Source organism: Streptomyces sp. NPDC050988, from assembly GCF_044456225.1.
Classification (GTDB): Bacteria; Actinomycetota; Actinomycetes; order Streptomycetales; family Streptomycetaceae; genus Streptomyces.
The window spans coordinates 64,333-83,937 of record NZ_JBITFQ010000009.1 but is presented as its reverse complement, the minus strand read 5'-3'; the positions used below and the strand labels follow the sequence as shown (position 1 = coordinate 83,937).

The 19,605-nt window shown below is 68.0% G+C and carries 13 protein-coding genes; 8 read left to right on the top strand and 5 right to left on the bottom strand.

Annotated elements, in window-relative coordinates:
- Positions 1–106: 106 nt before the first annotated feature.
- Positions 107–1,504, bottom strand: coding sequence for a glycoside hydrolase family 125 protein (locus ACIBEI_RS21315; protein ID WP_398891000.1), 1,398 nt, complete (start codon positions 1,502–1,504; stop codon positions 107–109).
- A gap of 287 nt (positions 1,505–1,791) precedes the next feature.
- Between ACIBEI_RS21315 and ACIBEI_RS21310 the strand changes: the two genes are divergently transcribed.
- The 4 genes from ACIBEI_RS21310 (at position 1,792) to ACIBEI_RS21295 (ending at position 6,054) form a co-directional block, all read left to right on the top strand.
- Complete coding sequence (locus tag ACIBEI_RS21310; protein ID WP_398890998.1) at positions 1,792–2,661, top strand: carbohydrate ABC transporter permease; 870 nt, start codon at positions 1,792–1,794, stop codon at positions 2,659–2,661.
- A complete protein-coding gene (locus ACIBEI_RS21305; protein WP_398890996.1) occupies positions 2,645–3,580 on the top strand; it encodes a carbohydrate ABC transporter permease in 936 nt (311 codons plus the stop codon). The genes ACIBEI_RS21310 and ACIBEI_RS21305 overlap by 17 nt, the downstream gene beginning before the upstream one ends.
- A gap of 55 nt (positions 3,581–3,635) precedes the next feature.
- Complete coding sequence (locus tag ACIBEI_RS21300) at positions 3,636–4,931, top strand: ABC transporter substrate-binding protein (protein WP_398890994.1); 1,296 nt, start codon at positions 3,636–3,638, stop codon at positions 4,929–4,931.
- 91 nt (positions 4,932–5,022) lie between these two features.
- A complete protein-coding gene (locus ACIBEI_RS21295; protein ID WP_398890992.1) occupies positions 5,023–6,054 on the top strand; it encodes a LacI family DNA-binding transcriptional regulator in 1,032 nt (343 codons plus the stop codon).
- Here the strand turns inward: ACIBEI_RS21295 and ACIBEI_RS21290 are convergent, their stop codons facing one another.
- Positions 6,055–7,224 carry a glycoside hydrolase family 76 protein gene (locus ACIBEI_RS21290; RefSeq protein WP_398890990.1) on the bottom strand — a complete coding sequence of 390 codons (1,170 nt, stop codon included), beginning with the start codon at positions 7,222–7,224 and terminating at the stop codon, positions 6,055–6,057.
- A 313-nt stretch (positions 7,225–7,537) separates the two neighbouring features.
- Entirely contained in the window at positions 7,538–10,768 is a 3,231-nt protein-coding gene (gene icmF, locus ACIBEI_RS21285) for a fused isobutyryl-CoA mutase/GTPase IcmF (protein ID WP_398890988.1), read from the bottom strand.
- Between the two features lie 302 nt (positions 10,769–11,070).
- Here icmF and ACIBEI_RS21280 point away from each other — a divergent pair, with 302 nt between their 5' ends.
- From ACIBEI_RS21280 to ACIBEI_RS21265, 4 genes are all read left to right on the top strand, one after another.
- On the top strand, positions 11,071–11,913 hold the full coding sequence (locus ACIBEI_RS21280) for a methyltransferase domain-containing protein (protein WP_398890986.1): 843 nt from the start codon (positions 11,071–11,073) through the stop codon (positions 11,911–11,913).
- A 41-nt stretch (positions 11,914–11,954) separates the two neighbouring features.
- The gene (rraA, locus tag ACIBEI_RS21275; RefSeq protein WP_398890984.1) at positions 11,955–12,428 is read left to right on the top strand and encodes a ribonuclease E activity regulator RraA; all 474 of its coding nucleotides are present in this window, start codon (positions 11,955–11,957) and stop codon (positions 12,426–12,428) included.
- Positions 12,429–12,472: 44 nt separating this feature from the next.
- A complete protein-coding gene (locus ACIBEI_RS21270) occupies positions 12,473–13,231 on the top strand; it encodes an IclR family transcriptional regulator (protein ID WP_398890982.1) in 759 nt (252 codons plus the stop codon).
- Between the two features lie 99 nt (positions 13,232–13,330).
- Positions 13,331–14,581: a PP2C family protein-serine/threonine phosphatase gene (locus ACIBEI_RS21265; protein WP_398890980.1), complete on the top strand. Its 1,251-nt coding sequence runs from the start codon at positions 13,331–13,333 to the stop codon at positions 14,579–14,581.
- Here the strand turns inward: ACIBEI_RS21265 and ACIBEI_RS21260 are convergent.
- Positions 14,553–16,052 (bottom strand): family 43 glycosylhydrolase, encoded by a 1,500-nt coding sequence (locus tag ACIBEI_RS21260; protein WP_398890977.1) that lies wholly within the window; start codon positions 16,050–16,052, stop codon positions 14,553–14,555. The two genes, ACIBEI_RS21265 and ACIBEI_RS21260, sit on opposite strands and share 29 nt — an antisense overlap.
- 13 nt (positions 16,053–16,065) lie before the next feature.
- Positions 16,066–19,374: a discoidin domain-containing protein gene (locus ACIBEI_RS21255; RefSeq protein ID WP_398890975.1), complete on the bottom strand. Its 3,309-nt coding sequence runs from the start codon at positions 19,372–19,374 to the stop codon at positions 16,066–16,068.
- Positions 19,375–19,605 lie beyond the last annotated feature (231 nt).

The following is a 19,605-nucleotide window of genomic DNA, read 5'->3' as shown; positions in this document are numbered from 1 at the left end:
CCTTCCTCGCACCGGTGCTGCGGTGCACGGCCGAGCGCCGGTGCGAGGCGGCCAGGGAACCTCGTTCGTTCCTCGACCACACTGTCAGAGGCGACTGACACGCAGGTCAGGCGGGCCTGCCGCCCGCGTTCTGCGCAGTGGGCAGAGCTCGCGGGTGTACGGGAAACAGCTGCCGTACGCCTCCCGCGCACAGGTCGAGGGCGAGTTCGGAGAACATGGCGTTGGCCCAGCCGAACCAGTGCCGGGTGAACCGGCCGGGGTCGTCGACGTGGAAGCTCTCGTGCATCAGGCCGGTGCCGGCGGTCGTGGCGGCCAGTGTCCGCAGAGCCTGTGCCGCGGCGTTCTCGTCGCCGGTCAGGCCGGCGGTGGCGATCGCCAGCGGCCAGACGTGACCGGCCGGCGTGTGCGTACTGCCGACACCGGACGCGTACCTGCCGTCGAAGAACGAAGGGTTCGCCTCGGAGAGCACGAGACGCCGGGTGGCTTGATAGAGAGGGTCCTCCGGTGCGCACCAGCCGCTCAGGGGGAGGCCCAGCAGGCTGGGGAGGTTGGCGTCGTCGCCGAGCAGCACCGGGCCGAGGCCGTTCACCTCGTAGGCGAGTACGGATACGCCGCCCACCTCGACCACCGCGTGCGCCAGGATTCCGGCGTCGATCTCGTCGGCCAACCTCCGTGACTCGCGGGCGAGTTCGACGTCGCGGAGAGCGGACGAGGCGAGTTCGGCCAGCCCGTGCAGGCTCGCCGAAGCCAGTGCGTTGGCCGGGACGAGGTAGCCGTGCCGGCAGGGATCGTCGCTCGGCCGGAAGCCCGACCACGTCATACCGGTCCGCCGGACGCTGGCTCCGCGGCCGCCCTGGGGAAGGCTGTCACCGGCGAAGGGGCCGGACGGCCGGACGAACCAGTAGGGCGAGTGCGTGTGGGACTGCTCCGCCCGCCACAACCGCACGATCGTCCAGGCGGCGCGGCGAAAGGCGTCGTCGAGGTGGTCCTCGCGGCCGGTCGCCCGCCGGATCGCGTACGCCAGCTGCAACGGCGCGCAGAGGGAGTCGAGTTCGTACTTGCGCTCCCACACCCATGCCCCGGGCGCGGGTCGGTCGGCGGGCTCGCCGTGCGTTCCGGTGGGTCCGTCGTTGAAGGCGTTGGCGTACGGGTCCAGCAGGACGCAGCGGATCTGGCGGCGGGAGACGCCGACCAGGACGTCTCCGACCTCGGGATCCTCGGCCACGGCGAGGTAGGGGCGGACCTGGGCCGTGCTGTCCCGCAGCCACATCGCCGGAATGTCCCCGGTCCTGACGAAGACCTCCTGTGCTCCCGGGACCTCCGGGGCATCCGGCGGCAGAGCGCCCCAACTCATGGATGTGGTCCAGGTGTTGGTCAGGCAATTCTCGACGATGTCCGCCGCCGGGCTGCCCCGCAGTTCGGTGGCGAGCCGTCGGCCGAGCGTCCTCAGCGACTCCGGAACCGCCCACGCTGTTCCGGATGTTGGCTTGGGAAACGTTACCATCGCGCCTCTTGACTCCCTCTGGGGCGTGCGCCACCGTGTGATCAACAGGGAATGGAAACGTTACCTTGAAGGAGCTGGAGACCACCAGACGGCCGGGTCCGCCTGGTCCGAGTCATCGCCAACTCCTCGGAGTCAGAAGGTGAGCGCGTGTGACAGCCACTCCGCACCGAGAGACGCGAACCACCGCACCGCCTGTGGTCCGGCCGCCCGGGCAGAGCAGCCCGGGGGGCCTCCGGCGGCCATGGCGCCGGCGAAGGAAACCGGCGTCGGACACCCTGGCCGCGTATGTGTTCCTGGCACCGGCCCTGATCGGCTTCACGGTGTTCGTCGTCTATCCGCTGATCCGGTCGGCCTACTTCGCGCTGACCAGGTACAACGGCCTGTCGGACCCGGAGTTCGTCGGGTTCGACAACTTCAGCAGGATGTTCACCAGCGACCCGTCCTTCTGGCCCTCGGTGCGCGCCACGCTGCTCCTGGTCGTGCTGTACGTGCCGTTGTCACTGGTCATCGGGCTGGCCCTGGCGGTGTTCTGCAATCAGCGGATGCGGGGTGTCCGCCTGCTGCGCACACTGTGCTATCTGCCGGTCGTCCTGCCCGTGGTGGCCACGATCACGCTCTGGAAGTTCGTGTTCAATCCCCAAGTCGGCCTGGCCAACCAGGTGCTGACGTGGTTTCACCTGCCCACCAGTGAGTGGCTGTCCGGTTCGGGCTCGGCGATGCCCTCGATCGTGATCGTCATGCTGTGGAGCGTCGGCTCCACAATGATCATCTTTCTCGCCGCGCTCCAGGCGGTCCCCACCGAGCTCTACGAGGCGGCCAGGCTCGACGGCGCCGGCCCCCGTACGGTGTTCTTCCGGATCACCCTCCCGCTGATCAGCCCGATCATGGTTCTGCAGGTGGTCCTGCAGATGGTGACCGCCCTTCAGGCCTTCAACCAGCCGAAGATCCTCTCGCCGGACGGCCTGGGCGGTCCCGGATTCAGCACCAGGACGCTGATGCTGTCGATCTACACCAACGGCTTCCCCAAACTCGGGCAGGTCTCCCAGTTCGGCTATGCCTCCGCCCAGGTGTGGGTGCTCTTCCTCGCGATCGTCGTCGTGATCGCCGCCACCGCCCGCTTCTCGTCGATTTGGACCTACAGTGACCACGTCTCCTGACGTCACGAGGGCGCCGACGACGGCGCCGACGACGGCGCCGACGACGGCGCCGACGACAGCCCCGGCAGCGAAGCCGCGCGGCAGGACCGTACGCAAGGCGTCCTGGTACGCCACCGCGCTGCTGATCAGCTCGGTGATGGTCCTGCCCATCCTGTGGATGCTCACCGTCGCGCTGAAGGGTCCTTCGGCGGTCTTCGAGGTCCCGCCCAAACTGCTGCCCCACCAGTTCCACTTCGAGAACTTCGTCAACGGGCCGAAGGCCATCCACTTCCCGCGGCTGCTGCTGAACTCCGTCGTCATCACCGGACTGTCGGTGGTCGGCGGCGTCATGACCTCGATGATGGCCGGATACGCCCTGGCCCGGCTGCGCTTCCCCGGCCGCAAGGCCTGGTTCTACGTCTTCGTCGGCAGCATGCTGCTGCCCCCGGTGGTCGGCATCATCCCGCTGTTCCAGTTGTTCAAGGACATCGGCTGGTACGACACCTGGCTGCCGCTGATTGTCCCGGCCTTTCTGGGCGGCAATCCGCTCTTCATCTTCCTCGCCCGCCAGTACTTCCTGTCGATCCCGCACTCCATCGACGAGGCGGCCAAGGTCGACGGCGCGGGACACGTCCGGATCTTCGTCAGCGTGATGCTGCCGATCACGAAGCCCGCCTGGATAACGATGTCAATCCTGGCCTTCCAGATGTCGTGGAACGACTACCTCAACCCACTCATCTACCTGTACTCGTCGGAGAAGTGGCCGCTGAGTGTCGGCATGGCCTCCTTCGTCGCCCCGTTCGCCGGCCAGACCCCGGACTGGAACCTGTACATGGCCACCAACCTGCTCTACATGCTCCCGCCCCTGGCCGTGTTCTTCGTCGCCCAGCGCTACTTCATCCAAGGCCTGAGCGCTCTGGGCACCGTCAACCAGCGCTGATCCGCACCACGACCCACGTACGAGCCATGTACCAGCCAGGTATCAGGAGGCCATGATGAAACGATCGATCCATGTCGCCGGCGCGTTGCTGGCGGCTGGGGGACTGCTCGCGACGGCGGGCTGCGGCGGCTCCTCCGGAAAGCAGTCGGACGGCAAGGCGACCGTCACCATCATGACCTGGGAGTCCAACGCGACCAACAAGGCCATCGACAAGGCCCTGACCGGCTTCGACGACCCGAACATCACGGTCAAGCGCATCGACACACCCAACGGCAACTACAGCGACAAGCTCGCGGCGCTGACCCAGGCCAAGAAGCTGCCCGACCTGTTCTGGTGCGGCAACGACACCGAGCGGCAGTACACCGACCAGGGCCTGCTCACCGACTGGTCCTCCCGGCTCTCCGGCTCCGGTGACTTCAACGCCGACAGCTTCGTCGCATCCACGATGAAGAACTGGAAGACCGCCGACGGAAAGATCGGCGGTGTCCCCTCGCTGATGAACACGTACGGCATCTGGTACAACATCGACGCGTTCAAGGCCGCCGGAATACCCCTTCCCACCGCCGGGTGGACCTGGGACCAGATGTTCGACGCCGCCGCAAAGCTGCACGCCAAGGGTGCCAAGTACGGCCTGGTCGCCGACGCCATGACCTCCCTGGACGGCCCCTTCACCCTCAGCACGTACTCCCAGTCGGCCGGCGGCGCGCCCTTCACCGACTCCGTACACCAGCCCACCAAGGCGACCATCGACGCGAAGTACACCGAAGGCGTGAGCAAGCTCGTCGCAGGCATCAAGAGCGGCGCAGTCGCACCTCCCGGATACGACATCAGCAACCAGCAGGCACCGTTCGCGGCCGGAGAGATCCCCATGCTGTGGAGCGGACAGTGGCTGGCCGCCGGTTTCCTCACGGACAAACCGAAGATCAAGTACGGGTTCGCGCCCATCCCGCGGGTGGACAAGCCGACAACTCTGTACGACGCCGTGGGCATCTGCACCCCGTCGTACACCCAGAACGCCGACGCGACGTTCAAGGTCCTCAAGTACCTCGACTCCACCGTGTGGACGAAGGTGCTGCCCGACTCCCCGGTGGCGGCCCCGGCCTATCTCTCCGCCCAGGACGCCTACTTCGGTGCCCTCGACAAGGCAGGTCTGACGACCGTCGCGTCCACCGTCAAGACGGGGCTGAATACGTCGTCCACCATCGGCGTGCGATTCACCACCCAGTGGGCCGGCCAGACGAACGACCTCATCACCGCCTACTGGCCTGACATCCTCCAGGGCAAGAAGCCGCTCTCCGAACTCCAGACCATGACCGACAAGATCAACGAAGTGATCAAGAGCAACAGTTAGCCACCCGACCGGGCAGCGGGCCGGGACCCGAAACGTATCCTGAGGGCGGTCCCGGCCCCGGTACGCGATGGAAGGTTGGTCTTCAACTCACGTGAGCAGTCGTCCCCCGCACCACCAGAACGCCAGGCCCACGATGCGCGATGTCGCGGAGCGTGCCGGAGTCGCCGTCGTCACCGTCTCCCGCGTCGTCAACGGCATCGGAACGGTCCGCGAGGAGACGGCCGAGCGGGTGCTCGCGGCCATCAACGCCATCGGGTACCAGCGCAACGAGATCGCTCGCTCGCTCCGTCCCGGGCAGAACTCCATGACCATCGGACTGCTGCTCGGCGACCTGACCAACCCGTTCTACGCGTCCCTGGCCAAGGCCGCCGTCGAAGTGGCCAACCTGGCCGGCTACGCGGTCCTCCTCAGCACGGCCGACGAGGACCCGGAGGTCGAACGCCGTGCCGTGGGCGAGCTGATCGGACGACGCGTCGCCGGGCTCATCATCGTCCCCGACCAGGGCGACCACGCCTTCCTCAACGAGATCAACGGCCACGACCACGTACCCATCGTCTTCGTCGACCGCCCGGCCACGGGCGCCGAGGCCGATGTCGTCCTCGTCGACAACGAGGACGGTGGACGCAAGGCCACCCAGCACCTCATCGACCAGGGCCACCGCCGGATCGCCATCCTCGTCGCCCCCTCCTACTACAGCACCGGCCGACGACTGCGCGGCTACCGCAAGGCCCTCCGCCGCAGCGGCATCACCCCTGACAACGACCTGGTCGTCACGCTGCGCCGCGGCACCACCGAGGAAGCCTCCGCCGCCGCACACAGCCTGCTCACGTCCGACCAGCCACCCACCGCGGTCTTCTCCACCACGGGCTTCCTCACCGAGGGCGTCCTACGCGCCTGCCGTCAGCTCCAGACCACCGTCGCGGTCGTCGGCTTCGACGACTTCAAGCTCGCCGACATGCTTCCCACCCCGGTCACCGTGGTCACCTCCGACACCGAGGAACTCGGCCGCCATGCCGCCCACCTTCTGCTGGACCGCATCAACGGCGACGACGCCCCCTCCCGCAGGATCGTCCTCCCGGTTCACCTGATCGCGCGCGGCACGGGAGAGATCGGGCACCCGTAGTCAGTAGAGCGTCCGCCACTTGGCGCGGGGCCACGCGAGCACGGCGTAGATCTGCGCGAACGCCGCCTGCTGGATCGCTTCCGTACCGCCGGCCGCGTTGAAGTGCACGAGGCCGGTGGCGGGGTCCCGCATCGTGGACCACAACTGGTCGGCGTAGTCGGCCATCGCCTGGTGGTACTTGCCCTTCCCGGTCACCGACTCCAGGAGCAGCAGGTTCTTGAAGAAGATCGAGTTGAAGTACACGGGCTGCGTGAACAGCCGCCCCTGCATGACGTAGTAGTCGTACGCGGCCTCGGCCGTCCGCTCGGCCCGGCGCAGATAGGAGCGGTCGCGGGTGACCTCGTAGAAGAGAACGTTGACGCCGACCGGCACGCCCTGGTTGTAGGACCAGACGGTCTTCTCGACGGTGCCCTTGAGGTCAAGGTGGTCCCAGTACAGGCCGTCAGGTCTCCGCAGATGCGTGTTCGTCCAGTCGTAGAAGCGTCTCGCCCAGGTCAGATAGCCGGCCTCGCCGGTGATCTGGTGCAGACGCAGGGCGAGTTGGGCGCCCGGCATGTTCGAGACGGTGTTGCGGTCGTGGCTCCAGTCGGCCTGGGTCCAGAAGACTCCGCCGGGTGCGGCGTGGCTCGTATCGGTGTCCCAGCCGGACCTGACCAGGGCGAAGATCTCCTTCGCGCGTGCCAGCGCGGCCGTGTTCCCGGTCTGCAGATGGCGCTGGACCTTCGCCAGGCCGACCCATTCGTTGTCGTCGTAGAACATGTCACCGCCCGTGCCGTACGGGGCGACGGGGTAGGAGTCGTATCCGGGAAGCCCGGTCGTGCCTCCGCCGGCGTTCCAGAAGTGCTCCTGCGCTCTCGACCGTCGGGCCAACTCGGGCTCGTACGTCGCGTCCACGGCCGTGAGGTCGAGTGCGGCGATGTGCACCTGCGAGAAGGGCCATTCGTACGAGTACGGCTTGTCGCCGGCGGCAGCCGGATACTGCTCGCGGACCAGCCCGGAGCCGTCTTTCGCGCCAAAGTGTCTCTCGATCGCGGAGTATGCGGCGATGGCACGCGACAACGCCCGGGCCGGTCCCGAGCGTTCCGCTGCGGCCGCCGGTGTCGTGGCCATCGCTGCCATCGCGGCCAGACCGGAACCGACCATCACTCGCCGAGAGGGAAAGCTGGGCATGGGAAGCGCCTCCAAGGATGCGGCTATGGAAACGTTGTCATTGACCCCTGGTATCGTCAACGCTTCTGGCAGCACGAGTAGTTCGTCCCGGCGGCGATCCGGTCTGGATCATTGAGGGCCATCCGTGGGCCCCGGCGAGCTGGTCGTCGCGCCCTGGGGCCCACCGACTGTGGCCACTGCGAACACTGCGGCGCCGGACCGACCGTGCACTGCGGCGCCGGACCGACCGTGCACTGCGGCGCCGGATCCTGCCCGCGCCCGTGCCCTGTTCCCGAGCCTGCGCGGGCACTGACGGTTGATGACCGGTACCGGATCACACGTTGCGGCGGTACTGGCCCCCCACCTCGAAGAACGCGTCGGTGATCTGCTGGAGCGAGCAGACCCGGGCGGTCTCCATGAGGACGGCGAAGACGTTGTCACCGCTGACGGCGGCATCCTTGAGGGCGACCAGGGCCGCGTGGGCCGGGTCGCGGTGGCGGGACTGGTAGTCGCGCACGCGCTCCAGCTGGGACTGCTTCTCGTCCTCCGTGGCGCGGGCCAGCTCGATGACGACGGGTTCGGCGGTGTCCGCGTGCGGGTTGCGGAAGGTGTTGACGCCGATGAGGGGCAGACTGCCGTCATGCTTGCGCTGCTCGTAGAGCATCGACTCGTCCTGGATGCGGCCGCGCTGGTAGCCGGTCTCCATGGCGCCGAGCACGCCGCCCCGCTCGCTGATCCGCTCGAACTCCTGGAGGACGGACTCCTCGACCAGATCGGTGAGTTCGTCGATGATGAACGAGCCCTGGAGAGGGTTCTCGTTCATGGCCAGGCCCCATTCCCGGTTGATGATCAACTGGATGGCCAGGGCCCGGCGGACGGAGTCCTCGGTGGGGGTGGTCACGGCCTCGTCGTAGGCGTTGGTGTGCAGGCTGTTGCAGTTGTCGTAGATGGCGATGAGCGCCTGCAGCGTGGTGCGGATGTCGTTGAAGTCCATCTCCTGGGCGTGCAGGGAGCGTCCGGAGGTCTGGACGTGGTACTTCAGCTTCTGGCTGCGCTCGTTGGCGCCGTACTTCTCCTTCATCGCGACGGCCCAGATCCGGCGGGCGACCCGGCCCAGGACCGAGTACTCCGGGTCCATGCCGTTGGAGAAGAAGAACGACAGGTTGGGAGCGAAGTCGTCGATGTGCATGCCCCGCGCGAGGTACGCCTCCACATAGGTGAAGCCGTTGGCGAGGGTGAAGGCGAGCTGGCTTATGGGGTTCGCCCCGGCCTCGGCGATGTGGTAGCCGGAGATGGACACCGAGTAGAAGTTGCGGACCTTGTTGGCGATGAACCACTCCTGGATGTCCGCCATCATCCGCAGGCTGAACTCGGTGGAGAACAGGCAGGTGTTCTGCCCCTGGTCCTCCTTGAGGATGTCGGCCTGCACCGTGCCGCGTACGTTCGCCAGTGCGTGCGCGCGCAGTTCGTCCGTCTCCTCGGGGGAGGGGTCGCGGCCCTCGGCCGTGCGGAACCTTTCGATCTGCTGGTCGATGGCGGTGTTGAGGAAGAACGCGAGCACGGTGGGGGCCGGGCCGTTGATCGTCATCGACACCGAGGTCGTCGGCGCGATCAGGTCGAAGCCGTCGTAGAGCGTCTTCATGTCGTCCAGGGTCGCGACCGACACGCCGGAGGTGCCGACCTTGCCGTAGATGTCAGGACGCTCGTCCGGGTCGCGGCCGTAGAGGGTGACCGAGTCGAACGCGGTGGACAGCCGGGTGGCCGGCTGACCCTCGGACAACAGCTTGAAGCGTCGGTTGGTGCGGAACGGATCTCCCTCGCCGGCGAACATCCGCGCCGGATCCTCACCGTCGCGCTTGAAGGGGAACACCCCGGCGGCGAACGGGAAGTGGCCGGGCAGGTTCTCCCGGCGCCAGAACCGCACCAGCTCCCCGTGGTCGGTGAACCGGGGCAGCGAGACGCGCGGGATCTTGTTGCCCGAGAGCGACTCGCGCGTCAGCCGGGTGCGGATCTCCTTGTCCCGGGCCTTCACGACCAGCTCGTCGCCGGAGTACGAGGCCACGACAGCGGGCCAGTTCGCGATCTGCTCCCTGACGTCCTGCGGGAGCTGCTTGCGGGCGCCGTCGAGCAGCGACTGGACGTTCCCCGCCTCGGAGCCGGCCGCGAGAAGCTCGCCCTCGACGGCCTCCAGACGCTGCACGCGCCGGGCGGCCTCGGCCAGCAGTTCGGTGGCGGCGTGGTATCCACGGACCGAGTCGGTGATCTCGGCGAGGTAGCGCACCCGGTCCGCGGGAACCACCTGCCGGATGCCGGAGGAGTGGCGCACGTCGACCGGCGCCAGCGTGCCCTCGGACAACGGCAGCCCGTGCTCGGCCAGCGCCGCCTTCACGTACTGGTAGAGCGCGGTGACACCGTCGTCGTTGAACGTGGCCGCCGAGGTGCCGATGACCGGCATGTCCTCGGGCCGCTTCCCGAACGCCTCGCGGTTACGGACCAGTTGGCGGCCCACGTCGCGCAGGGCGTCCTTGGCGCCACGCCGCTCGAACTTGTTGATCGCCACGACGTCGGCGAAGTCGAGCATGTCGATCTTCTCCAGCTGCGAGGCGGCGCCGAACTCCGGTGTCATCACGTACATCGAGGTGTCCACGAACGGCACGATCGCCGCGTCGCCCTGGCCGATGCCCGGTGTCTCCACGATCACCAGGTCGAAGCCGGCGGCCTTGACCACGTCGATCACCTCGGACAGGTGCTCGGGCAGCTCATGGCTGCCGCGGGTGGCAAGGCTCCGGAAGAAGATGCGGTTCCCGTCCAGGGAGTTCATCCGGATCCGGTCACCGAGCAGCGCACCACCGCCACGGCGCCGCGTCGGGTCGACCGCGATCACCGCGATCCGCAGCTTGTCCTGCTGGTCGAGACGGAACCGGCGCACCAGCTCGTCGGTCAACGACGACTTGCCCGAGCCGCCGGTGCCGGTGATGCCGACCACCGGCGTGCTGCGTACGGCACCGGCGGCACGCAGCTGCTCCAGGAGATCGGTGGGCAGCTTGCCGAGTTCCGCACCCGTGATCGCGCGGGCGATCGCGAACCGGTCGCCCGCGAGTACGGCGGCCGCGTCGGCGGGCTTGCCGTCCCAGAGGTCGAAGTCGCAGTCCTTCACCACCGTGTTGACCATCCCGGCGAGGCCCATGCGCTGGCCATCCTCCGGGGAGAAGATCGTCACCCCGCTGTTGCGCAGCCGGGTGATCTCCTCGGGCACGATGACACCGCCCCCGCCGCCCACCACGCGCACGTGCTCGGCTCCCTGCCGGCGCAACGAGTCGACCAGATACTCGAAGTACTCCACGTGCCCGCCCTGGTAGGACGAGACGGCCACACCGTGCGCGTCCTCCTCGAGTGCCGCGTCCACGACCTCCTGCACCGACCGGTTGTGCCCGAGATGGATCACCTCGGCCCCTTGGGACTGGAAGATCCGCCGCATGATGTTGATCGAGGCGTCATGCCCGTCGAACAGCGCCGACGCGGTGACCAGACGGATGGGGTGCACGGGGCGGTGCAGGTCGCTCATGGGGGCCTTCCCGGACAGGTCAGGGGAACGCTGACTGATTAGATAGTAGGACGTCCTAGTAAATTACAGGAGGCGATGGCGATGTGAGCAGAAGCACAGGGCGCGCGCGAGTCGGCTCGGCGTCATGAGCGCCCCTCTTGAGAGCCCCCCGCCGGGCTTGTCTTGAGAGCCCCCTGCCGGGCCCGCGCAGGCCACCGGCTCGGCGACCGCGGACCGGCGGACGGCACGGTGATCACGCCGACCGATCCCTCCGGCCCGATGAGCGGGGCCACGGCTGTCCTGCTCAGCGCTAGTTTTCAATCATGAGCCGCCGCCACGTGCCACACGCCTTCACCGCGGTCGACAGCCAGGCCCGGCCGTCCGAACTCGTCGAGGTCCTGAAGAGGCTGACCGCCGAGCCGTTCTACGGGTCCTACAAGAAACGGCTGCGAGAACTCCTGCACGCCCGTCCCAGCGGCCGATTCCTCGACGTGGGCGCCGGAGCGGGGGACGGCGCGCTGGCTCTGAGCACCGAATCGGGAGCACGGGTCGTCGGAGCGGACAGTTCCCTGACCATGGCCACCGCGATGAAGGGCGCCGGCCTCGGACACGTAGTCGTGGCGGACGGGCACCGTCTCCCGCTCCGGGACTCGTGCTTCGACGGCGCCTGGGCGGATCGCGTGCTCCAGCACGTGGAGGATCCGGCGCGGGTGGTCGATGAGATGTCCCGCGTGGTCCGGCCCGGCGGCCGGATCGTGCTGGCCGACCCCGACTACACCACCCAGGTCCTCGACATCGAGGACCGGCACCTCGCCGCTCAGGTGCTGCGCTTTCGAGCCGAGGTGAACCTGCGCAACGGCACGCTCGCGCATCGGCATGCGGGCATGCTCGCCGCCCGGGCCCTGGAAGACATCGCGGTGGAGGCCCGCACGCTCGTCGTCCGCGACCCGACGGCCGTCGACAACGTGATGGGAATCAGGAGCTGGGCCCACACCGCTGCCGCTCGTGGTCACCTCGACCCTGTCGACGCCGACCGGTTCGTCGCCCAGTTCGATCAGGCGGTCCGCACCGGACGCTTCACCTACGCCGTCACGTTCTTCCTGACCTCAGGGACGTTGCCGATCTCAGGGGGCTCTGGCAGTACACGCGGTACTGCCAGGGAATGATGGGGCTGTCGTCCGCGCGCGGTTTCCACGAGAGGAATCCTATGAAGCCCACAGCCGACCTCTACGACGAGCACGGGGACGACCTCCAGTCGTGCACCACCCAGTTCCGGATCTTCGGTGCCCGGACGTCGTTCGAGGGTGCCGTCACGACTGTGCGATGCCACGAGGACAACGTGATCCTCAAGGCCACCCTCGGGGAGCCCGGCGCGGGGCGGGTGCTCGTCGTCGACGGTGGTAGTTCGCTGGCCGCCGCTCTGATGGGGGATCTCATCGCGGACCTGGGCGCGTCCAGCGGCTGGGAGGGTGTCGTCATCAATGGCGCCGTCCGCGATGTCGAGGCGCTTTCGAAGATCAACATTGGTGTGAAGGCCCTGGGGTCCAACCCCCGGAAGAGCCGCAAGGAGGGTGTTGGGGACAGAGACGTCGAGGTTTCCTTCGGCGGAGTGACGTTCACGCCCGGCTGCCACCTGTACAGCGACGCCGACGGGATCCTCGTCACTCGCGCCCAGGGCTGAGCGCTCGCCTTGCCCCCTTCGCCGGACCGGCGCACGCTGGTCCTATGGGCGAGCGCGACGGCCCCACCCTCATCACGTCGGTCCAGCGGGCCTTCCGCCTCCTGGAGGCCGTCAGCGCGCATCCGAACGGAGCGCCGGCGAAGCAGCTGGCGCGCGAGACGGGCCTGCCCCTGGCCACCGCTTACCACCTGCTGCGGACGCTGGTCCACGACGGATACCTGCGGAAGCTGGACGACGGCGGCTTCGTCCTGGGCGACAAGCTGCAGGTGATGCAGAGCACGGGCCGTGGTCAGGCGCTGCTCAGCCGGGTCCGCCCCACGCTCGCCGCGCTGCGCGACGAGCTCACGACCGCCGCCTACCTCACGTTCTACGAGGAGGGCGAGATCCGGGTCGCCGAGATCGTCGACGGCCCCCGGGCCCCCCGCGTCGACCTCTGGGTGGGGTTCGAGGACGCGGGCCACGCCACCGCGCTCGGCAAGGCCGTGCTCAGGGAACTGGATGAGGAGAACCGCGAGGACTACATCTCCAGGCACCACCTCGCCGACCTCACACCGCGGACGATCACCAGCAGGCCGGAACTGCTCCGGCGCCTGGACACCTCACCCGTGGCCCCGGCCGTCACGGACCTGGAGGAGTACGCCCTGGGCACGGTCTGCGTCGCCGTGCCCGTCTACAGCGGGGACACCCTCGGCTCGCTCGGTGTCTCGATGCCGGTGGACCGGCTCTCCCGGCTGCAGGACATCCGGGAGAGGCTGATCCCGACCGCGAACCGCGTGACCAGGAGCCTGTCGCTCACTATCTGAAAATCCGCTTCTTGTGACGTCCGCGCCGACACCGTTTCCTGGATGAAACCGACATTCCAGGAATGTGCGCCATGCACAGGTGAGGACAGCGGACGAAGTATGAGTCAGGCCCGTGAGTATGGCGGCAACCACTGGTCCATACGGACACTCAGGAACCGGGTGGCCGGTTCCGGGGCTTCGGCACGCGACCGGACTTCCGCGCGGCCGGCCGCCGGAATGCCGCTACTGCATCTACTGCACGTACTGCCCGTGCTGATCGTCTCCGTCGTCGTGCTCGCCGACTTCGTCGGCGGGGCCGGAATGGTCTGGCTGCCCCTCCTCGCGGCCGGACCCGCCCTGGCCGCCACCACGAACGGGCCGCGCGGTGTCGTGTGCGTCGGTCTCCTCGCCGCGGTGCTCGGGGCGACGCTCGGAGCCCGGGACGGCGTCCCGGGCCACGAACTGGCAGCCGTACTGTCCGCCCTTGCCGCCGTCACCGTGGCGAGTGGCCTGGCCAGCGCGCTGCGCGGGCGCCGTGACCGGGTGCTCGCCGCCGTCCGCTCGGTGGCGGAGACCGCCCAGCACGCCCTGCTCAAGCCCGTACCGGCGACCGTCGGCCCGTTCCAGGTGGCGGTCCGCTACAGCGCCGCGGCGGCCGAGGCCCGTATCGGCGGGGATCTCTACGCTCTGATACCGACCCCGTACGGAGTGCGGCTGATCGTCGGCGATGTGCGGGGCAAGGGACTGCCGGCCGTGGGGACCGCCGCGCTGGTGCTCGGTGTCTTCCGTGAGGCCGCCTACGACGAGCCGGATCTCCTCGCCGTCATAGACAGGATTGAGCGGAGCCTGGCGCGCAACCTCGGTTGCGACGACTTCGTCACCGCCGTGGTCGCCGGCTACTCACAGGCAGGGCAGCTGGAGGTGGTGAACTGCGGACACGCGCCTCCGCTGCTGATACGCGCGTCCGGAGGTGTCGAGGCGGTGGAGCCCACGCATCCGGCCCCGCCGCTCGGCCTGCGCGCCCTGACGAGGCACACTCCCGCCCTGGAGGTCGTGCCGTTCTCCGACGGCGATCAGCTGCTGCTCTACACCGACGGGGTCACCGAGGCCCGCGATCGCGGCCGTGAGTTCTACCAGCTCGCCGACGGGCTGGCACGCCACGTGTCCGACGAGCCGGCCCGCACTCTCACCGCGCTGCATGACGAACTGCTGGCCCATGTCGGCGGTCGGCTGCACGACGACGCGGCGCTGCTCCTGATCCGCAAACCGACGCTCCGGGAAGTGGTGGTTCCCGAACCGACGGTCTGCGGAGCGAGCGAAGCCACTGGTTCCGAATCGACCGTTACTCGCCCGACGGCGCCGTCAGTGTGACGCCGAGGGCCACCGGTGTGCCGAAGTTCGGCGTGCCGTCGGCGTTCCAGGTGAACTTCTGCGCCCGGGTGGACCGGTTCATGTCGCAGCCACCGCCCGCGGAGTTGTTCGCGTGGTACACGATCCAGTCCTCGGTCCCGTCCGGCGACTTGAAGAAGCCGTTGTGGCCGGGGCCGTACACGCCGTTGGCGTTGGACCGCTGGAAGACCGGGTTCGGTGACTTGACCCAGGAGGAGGAGCTGAGCGGGTCACCTCCGTTGTACGTGAGCATCCCCAGCTTGTAGTCGGGCGTGGAGCAGTGGCTGGCGGAGTACACGATGAAGGTCTTGCCGCCCCGCTGAAGGACCTCGGCACCCTCGTTGACCGCGCCGCCCACCGTCTCCCAGCTGTAGGTCGGGGTGGACAGCACCCTGCGCGTGCCGCTCGCGGTCCACGGGTTCGACAGCGGCCGGATGAACATGGGCTGCGAGCCGTTGTAGAAGGTGCCGAGGAGATAGAGCTGACCGTTCAACTGCAGGATGCCCGGGTCCAGTTCCCAGGTGTTGTCCTGGGCCGGGTCGAGCAGGTCGGCCTTGAAGCTGTAGGGGCCCATCGGGTCCAGGCCCGCGCTCTCCAGGACATGGATCCGCTGGGTTCCCAGGTCGTACGGCTCCCGCCCGGCCGTGTAGTAGAAGTACCACCGCTTGCCGTTGGGACCGTCGAGCAGGTGGAACTCCGGGGCCCACATCGTGCCGGCCCCGTTGGGCCTGGTGAGGTTGAAGATCACCTGGTCGGTGGCCGTGGCGAGGCCTGACAGGGTGGTGGCCCTGCGCATGGTGATCGTCGAGTTCCAGGTGGTCGTGGCGAGGTAGTAGTAGCCGTCGTAGTACGTCAGCCAGGGATCGGGTCCGCGCTGGGAGAGCGGGTTGGCGAACGTGCCCGGGCTCGTGCCGCCGCCGGTGAAGCCGGGCAGACGCCACACCCTGCCGTTCCCCGTGCCGCAGGGCAGCTGCACCAGGCCCGTGTTCGAGGCCGACGAACCGCCGCTCGGAACAACGCACTTGCCGGAACCGACGGAGACGAGGTTGAACGTCCTGTCCGTTCCGCCGACGGTCACGGGCACGAGCCGCCACCGCTGGTTCGTGCCGTTGTGGCAGGTCCACTGGATGATCGTGGCGTTGTCCGCGGTGGACGCGCCGTACACGTCGACGCACTGGCCGGAGGCGTGCGTACTGATCGTGTAGGTGTCGGACGTCCCCGCGACCGGGGTGAAGCCGAAGGACTGGCTCGCACCCGAGGTGCATGTGCCGGCGCGGAGCTGTGTTCCGCTGGTCGTCGAACTGCCGGGGACGTCAAGGCAGTTGGAGCCGTTCTGGTTCACCCCCGTCGAGGTGAACGTGACGGCGGCGGCCGCGTGCGGCGGTGCCACCAGGAGGGCGACCACCATGGTGAGCACGGCGGTGAGCACGGACAGGCATCTGGAACGAGTCACTTGGGCACACCCTTCATCGCTTGGCGGTCGCGCCGGGGCCGTACACCTTCGCCTCAAGGAGCCCCACGGAGCTGGTGCCGTTCCCCGTGAGCAGCACCCGCAGCCGCGTAGTGCTCGTGGAGGTGAAGGTGACGGTGTTGTACTGGTTCTTGGCCACGGGGTAGCCGCCCGCACCGGGCACGTCGACGTAGGCGCTGCCGTTCCAGTACTGCAGCTTCCATGAGGCGGGCATGTCGATGCCCTGGTCGTCGTCGAAGAAGTACACCTCGGCCCTGTCGAGGGTTTTCGCGGACGGCCAGGTCAGCTCCGCCCACTGCTGGCCGGTCTCCGGCCAGGTCCCCCAGCGCGGATTCACGGTGTCGTTGGACGACGGCGGATCGATTCCGTCGTTGACCGCGGTGACGGTCTCCCATGAGGAGGTGTACGACGCGGACGCCGTCGCGGACCCCGCCTGGTTGGCCGGTGGCTGCATTCCGCCCCGGTTGAAGACCTTGACCTCGGTGAGGCCGGTCTTCGCGCCGGACGCGTTGGTGGCCAGGACCCGGATGCGCTGGGCGCTGATCGCCGGGAACCGCACCACGTTGTAGTTGGCCCGCGGCGCGGCCGGACTCCTGGCCTGCCCGGGCACGCTCACCCATGAACTGCCGTTGTAGTACTGGATGGTGTACGCGGACGGGGCCCGGTAGGTGGTGCTGGCCGGGCGGCTGTCCTTGAAGTGGAGGCGTACCTCGTTCAGCGTGCGGGCGGTCCCGAGGTTCAGCTCGTACCAGTCCTGGCTGTTGGGGGAGCCGCCCGCGCCCCAGAAGGGTTCGTTGGTGGGGTAGCCGTCGACCGCGCCGGAGGCGACGCTGCCGGACCCGGTGTGGGAGGCGGACACGGCCGCCCCGGAGGCGAGGTTGGTGAGGTCGGCGGTCAGGTCGACGCCGGCCTTGGCGAGCATGTCGACCATCTGCGGACTGTCCTGCACGACCTGGTTGGGGGCCTTCAGCCCGGCGACGGACATGTGGTGGGTGACCGTGCCGCTCGTGGTGACGTCACCGGTGGCCGGGTCCCAGGTGAAGGGCACTAGCGAGCCGACGGTGGCGGCCCGGCTGCCGTTGACGTAGATCGAGTACCCCTCCGGAACGCCGGGATAGCGCACCACGCCGTCGGCCGGGTCGTCCCAGACGATGGACAGGTCGGCGCCCCGGTAGCGGAGGTTGTTGACGGTGAAGTGGCTCCAGCCGATGTCGATGGGGGACAGCTCGACCTTGGCGTCGTTACGGGGCCGCAGACCGGCGACGTCCTCGATCACGGTCCAGTTGCTGCTGCCCAGGATGTTGTGGTGGATCCAGGAGCGGTAGTTGATCGAGCTGCCGTTCCAGTCGGCCCAGAACTCGTTGGCGTCCGGCCACTGGGTGTTGCCGCCGACGTACTGCGCCCAGGTGTTCCAGTACAGGAGCTTCTTGTAGTCGGTCGCGCTCATCCAGGAGTTGGAGTAGTTGCGCAGCACCGACGAGTACAGCCGGAACTGGACGGTCGAGTTGATGGTGGAGAAGTTGTTCGACCCCGGATTGCCCGCCTCGGCTGCGGCCTTCTTGTCGACCTGGTTGGCCGTGTAGAACGGGAAGACCGGGTACTGGGCCGGGTCGTCGTACAGACGCAACGCCTGCTTGTAGGCGGTGGTGTTGGGGACGGCTCCGACCGAGAACGGGTAGTAGTTGTTGATCTCCTTCCACGGCACCCATTCGTCGGTCGACTTTAAACGGTGCTCGAACAACTGCCGGTTGGGATTCCAGAGCACGTTGACGATGGCGTCCTTGATCTGGGTCGCGAGCGTGCGCATCTCGGTGGCCTTGGCGGTGTTGCCGGTCGCCTCGTAGGCCTGCGCGGCGGCGAGCGCGCCGCTGTACTGGTAGGCGGACTCGGCGCGGTCCATGGTGCCGGGCTTCCAGTGGAAGGAGACCGCGTCGGCGTCGTTGCCCGTCAGGGCGCCCCAGTCGTACTCGATGAGCTTGTTGTTGTCGTGGTCGTAGTACGAGAGCTGCCCCTTGACGTCACCCTCGGCGTAGCGGGCCAGGTTGGCGGCGATGCCCGGCTGACCACCGTGGATCTGATAGCTCTTCCAGGCCGCCTCGGCGATGTACTGGGTGTAGCTGTTGGACCAGTTCTCCGGATCACCCGGGTTGTCGAGGAAGCGGGCCCCCTTGGACGTCTGGCCGACGCTCAGCCAGTCCCCGTACGCGTAGGCCGGGTTGCGCAGATACTTCAGGTCGTCGATGTGCATGGGCTGGGTCAGCGCGATCGCGTTGTTGTAGCCGAGGACGCCTTCGGTGGAGGTCGGGAACTGGAAGGTCTGCCCGGGGATGTCGGCGTCGAGGCTGTTGAAGCGCATCAGCCACCAGCGGTAGTAGATGTTCTTCTTGATCGCGCCCTCGGGCACGTCGATGTAGGGCACGTTCTGCGCCCACCACAGGTTGTAGGCCCTGACATGGGTGGCGAACGCGGTGGCGTTGGAGTAACCGGCGTAGGCGTTGTACTCGGTGAGCGACTGGGGGATCTCGTCGGTGACGAAGCCCATGACCACCTTGGTGGTGACGGTGGCCCCGGCCGCGATCGTCACGGACCGGTTGAGGCCGCCGTTGGAGACCGAGAAGCCGTCGCCGGTCAGCCGGGGGCGGATCGTGGTGAGGTTGTTGTAGGCGTTGACCTGCCCGGTCAGCTCACCGCCGCTGCCAGTGGTGGCGTACGGGGAAGTGGCCCGTAACTGCAGGGTGGTGGCGCTGCCGCCGTTGTTCTTGATGGACAGGTTGGTCACGGCGACGTTGTTGTCGGTGATGAACTTGGTCTGGTCGACCGTGACCGAACCGTTGGTGTGCACGCTCTTCCAGTGGCTGGGCACCTGCCGGCGCTGGGCGACCTGTTCCGTGAAGGTGCCCGGGCCGATGGTGACGCTGTAGGCGTTCTGGTCGTTGACGCTCTCCCAGTAGGCGACATGGCCGCCGAAGCCGAGCACCGCGGGGTCGTGGGTCTTCATGAAGAGCGCGCGCCCACGGCTCATCAGCCAGGGGCCCGCCGGGTCGTTGCCCGAGCGGGCCAGGAGGCGGTCCATCCAGAAGTCGGTGCCCGAGCTCTCCGCGTCGTAGATGCTCCGCATCATGTCGCCCGGGGTGTAGCCGACGGGCGCGGCCGGGATCGCGGGTCCGCCGAAGGTGGGGAAGCCGATGGTCTGCGCGGCGTGGGCCGGGGCCCCGGCGACGACGGAACAGACGCTGAGCATCAGTGCGACGAGAAGGCATCTCGTGCGCCGACGTCGTACCAGGAGGGCGTGCGGTCTTCTCATCGGAGGCTCCCTGTCCGGTTGACAGCAGGCGGTTGCTCGCGATGGTGCGTTCAGCCGCGCGACCGCCGGGGCCGTGGGCTATGGCGTGTCCCTGACATGCGCAAGTGTCAGTGGGTAGCCGCAAATAAGGCTTACCTAAAAGGTTTTCGCAACGTAGAGGCGGGCTGACGCACTGTCAATAGCCGAGAGTGGGCCTCAGCCCTTACATGGGAAGGGCTTACCGGTCTAGGT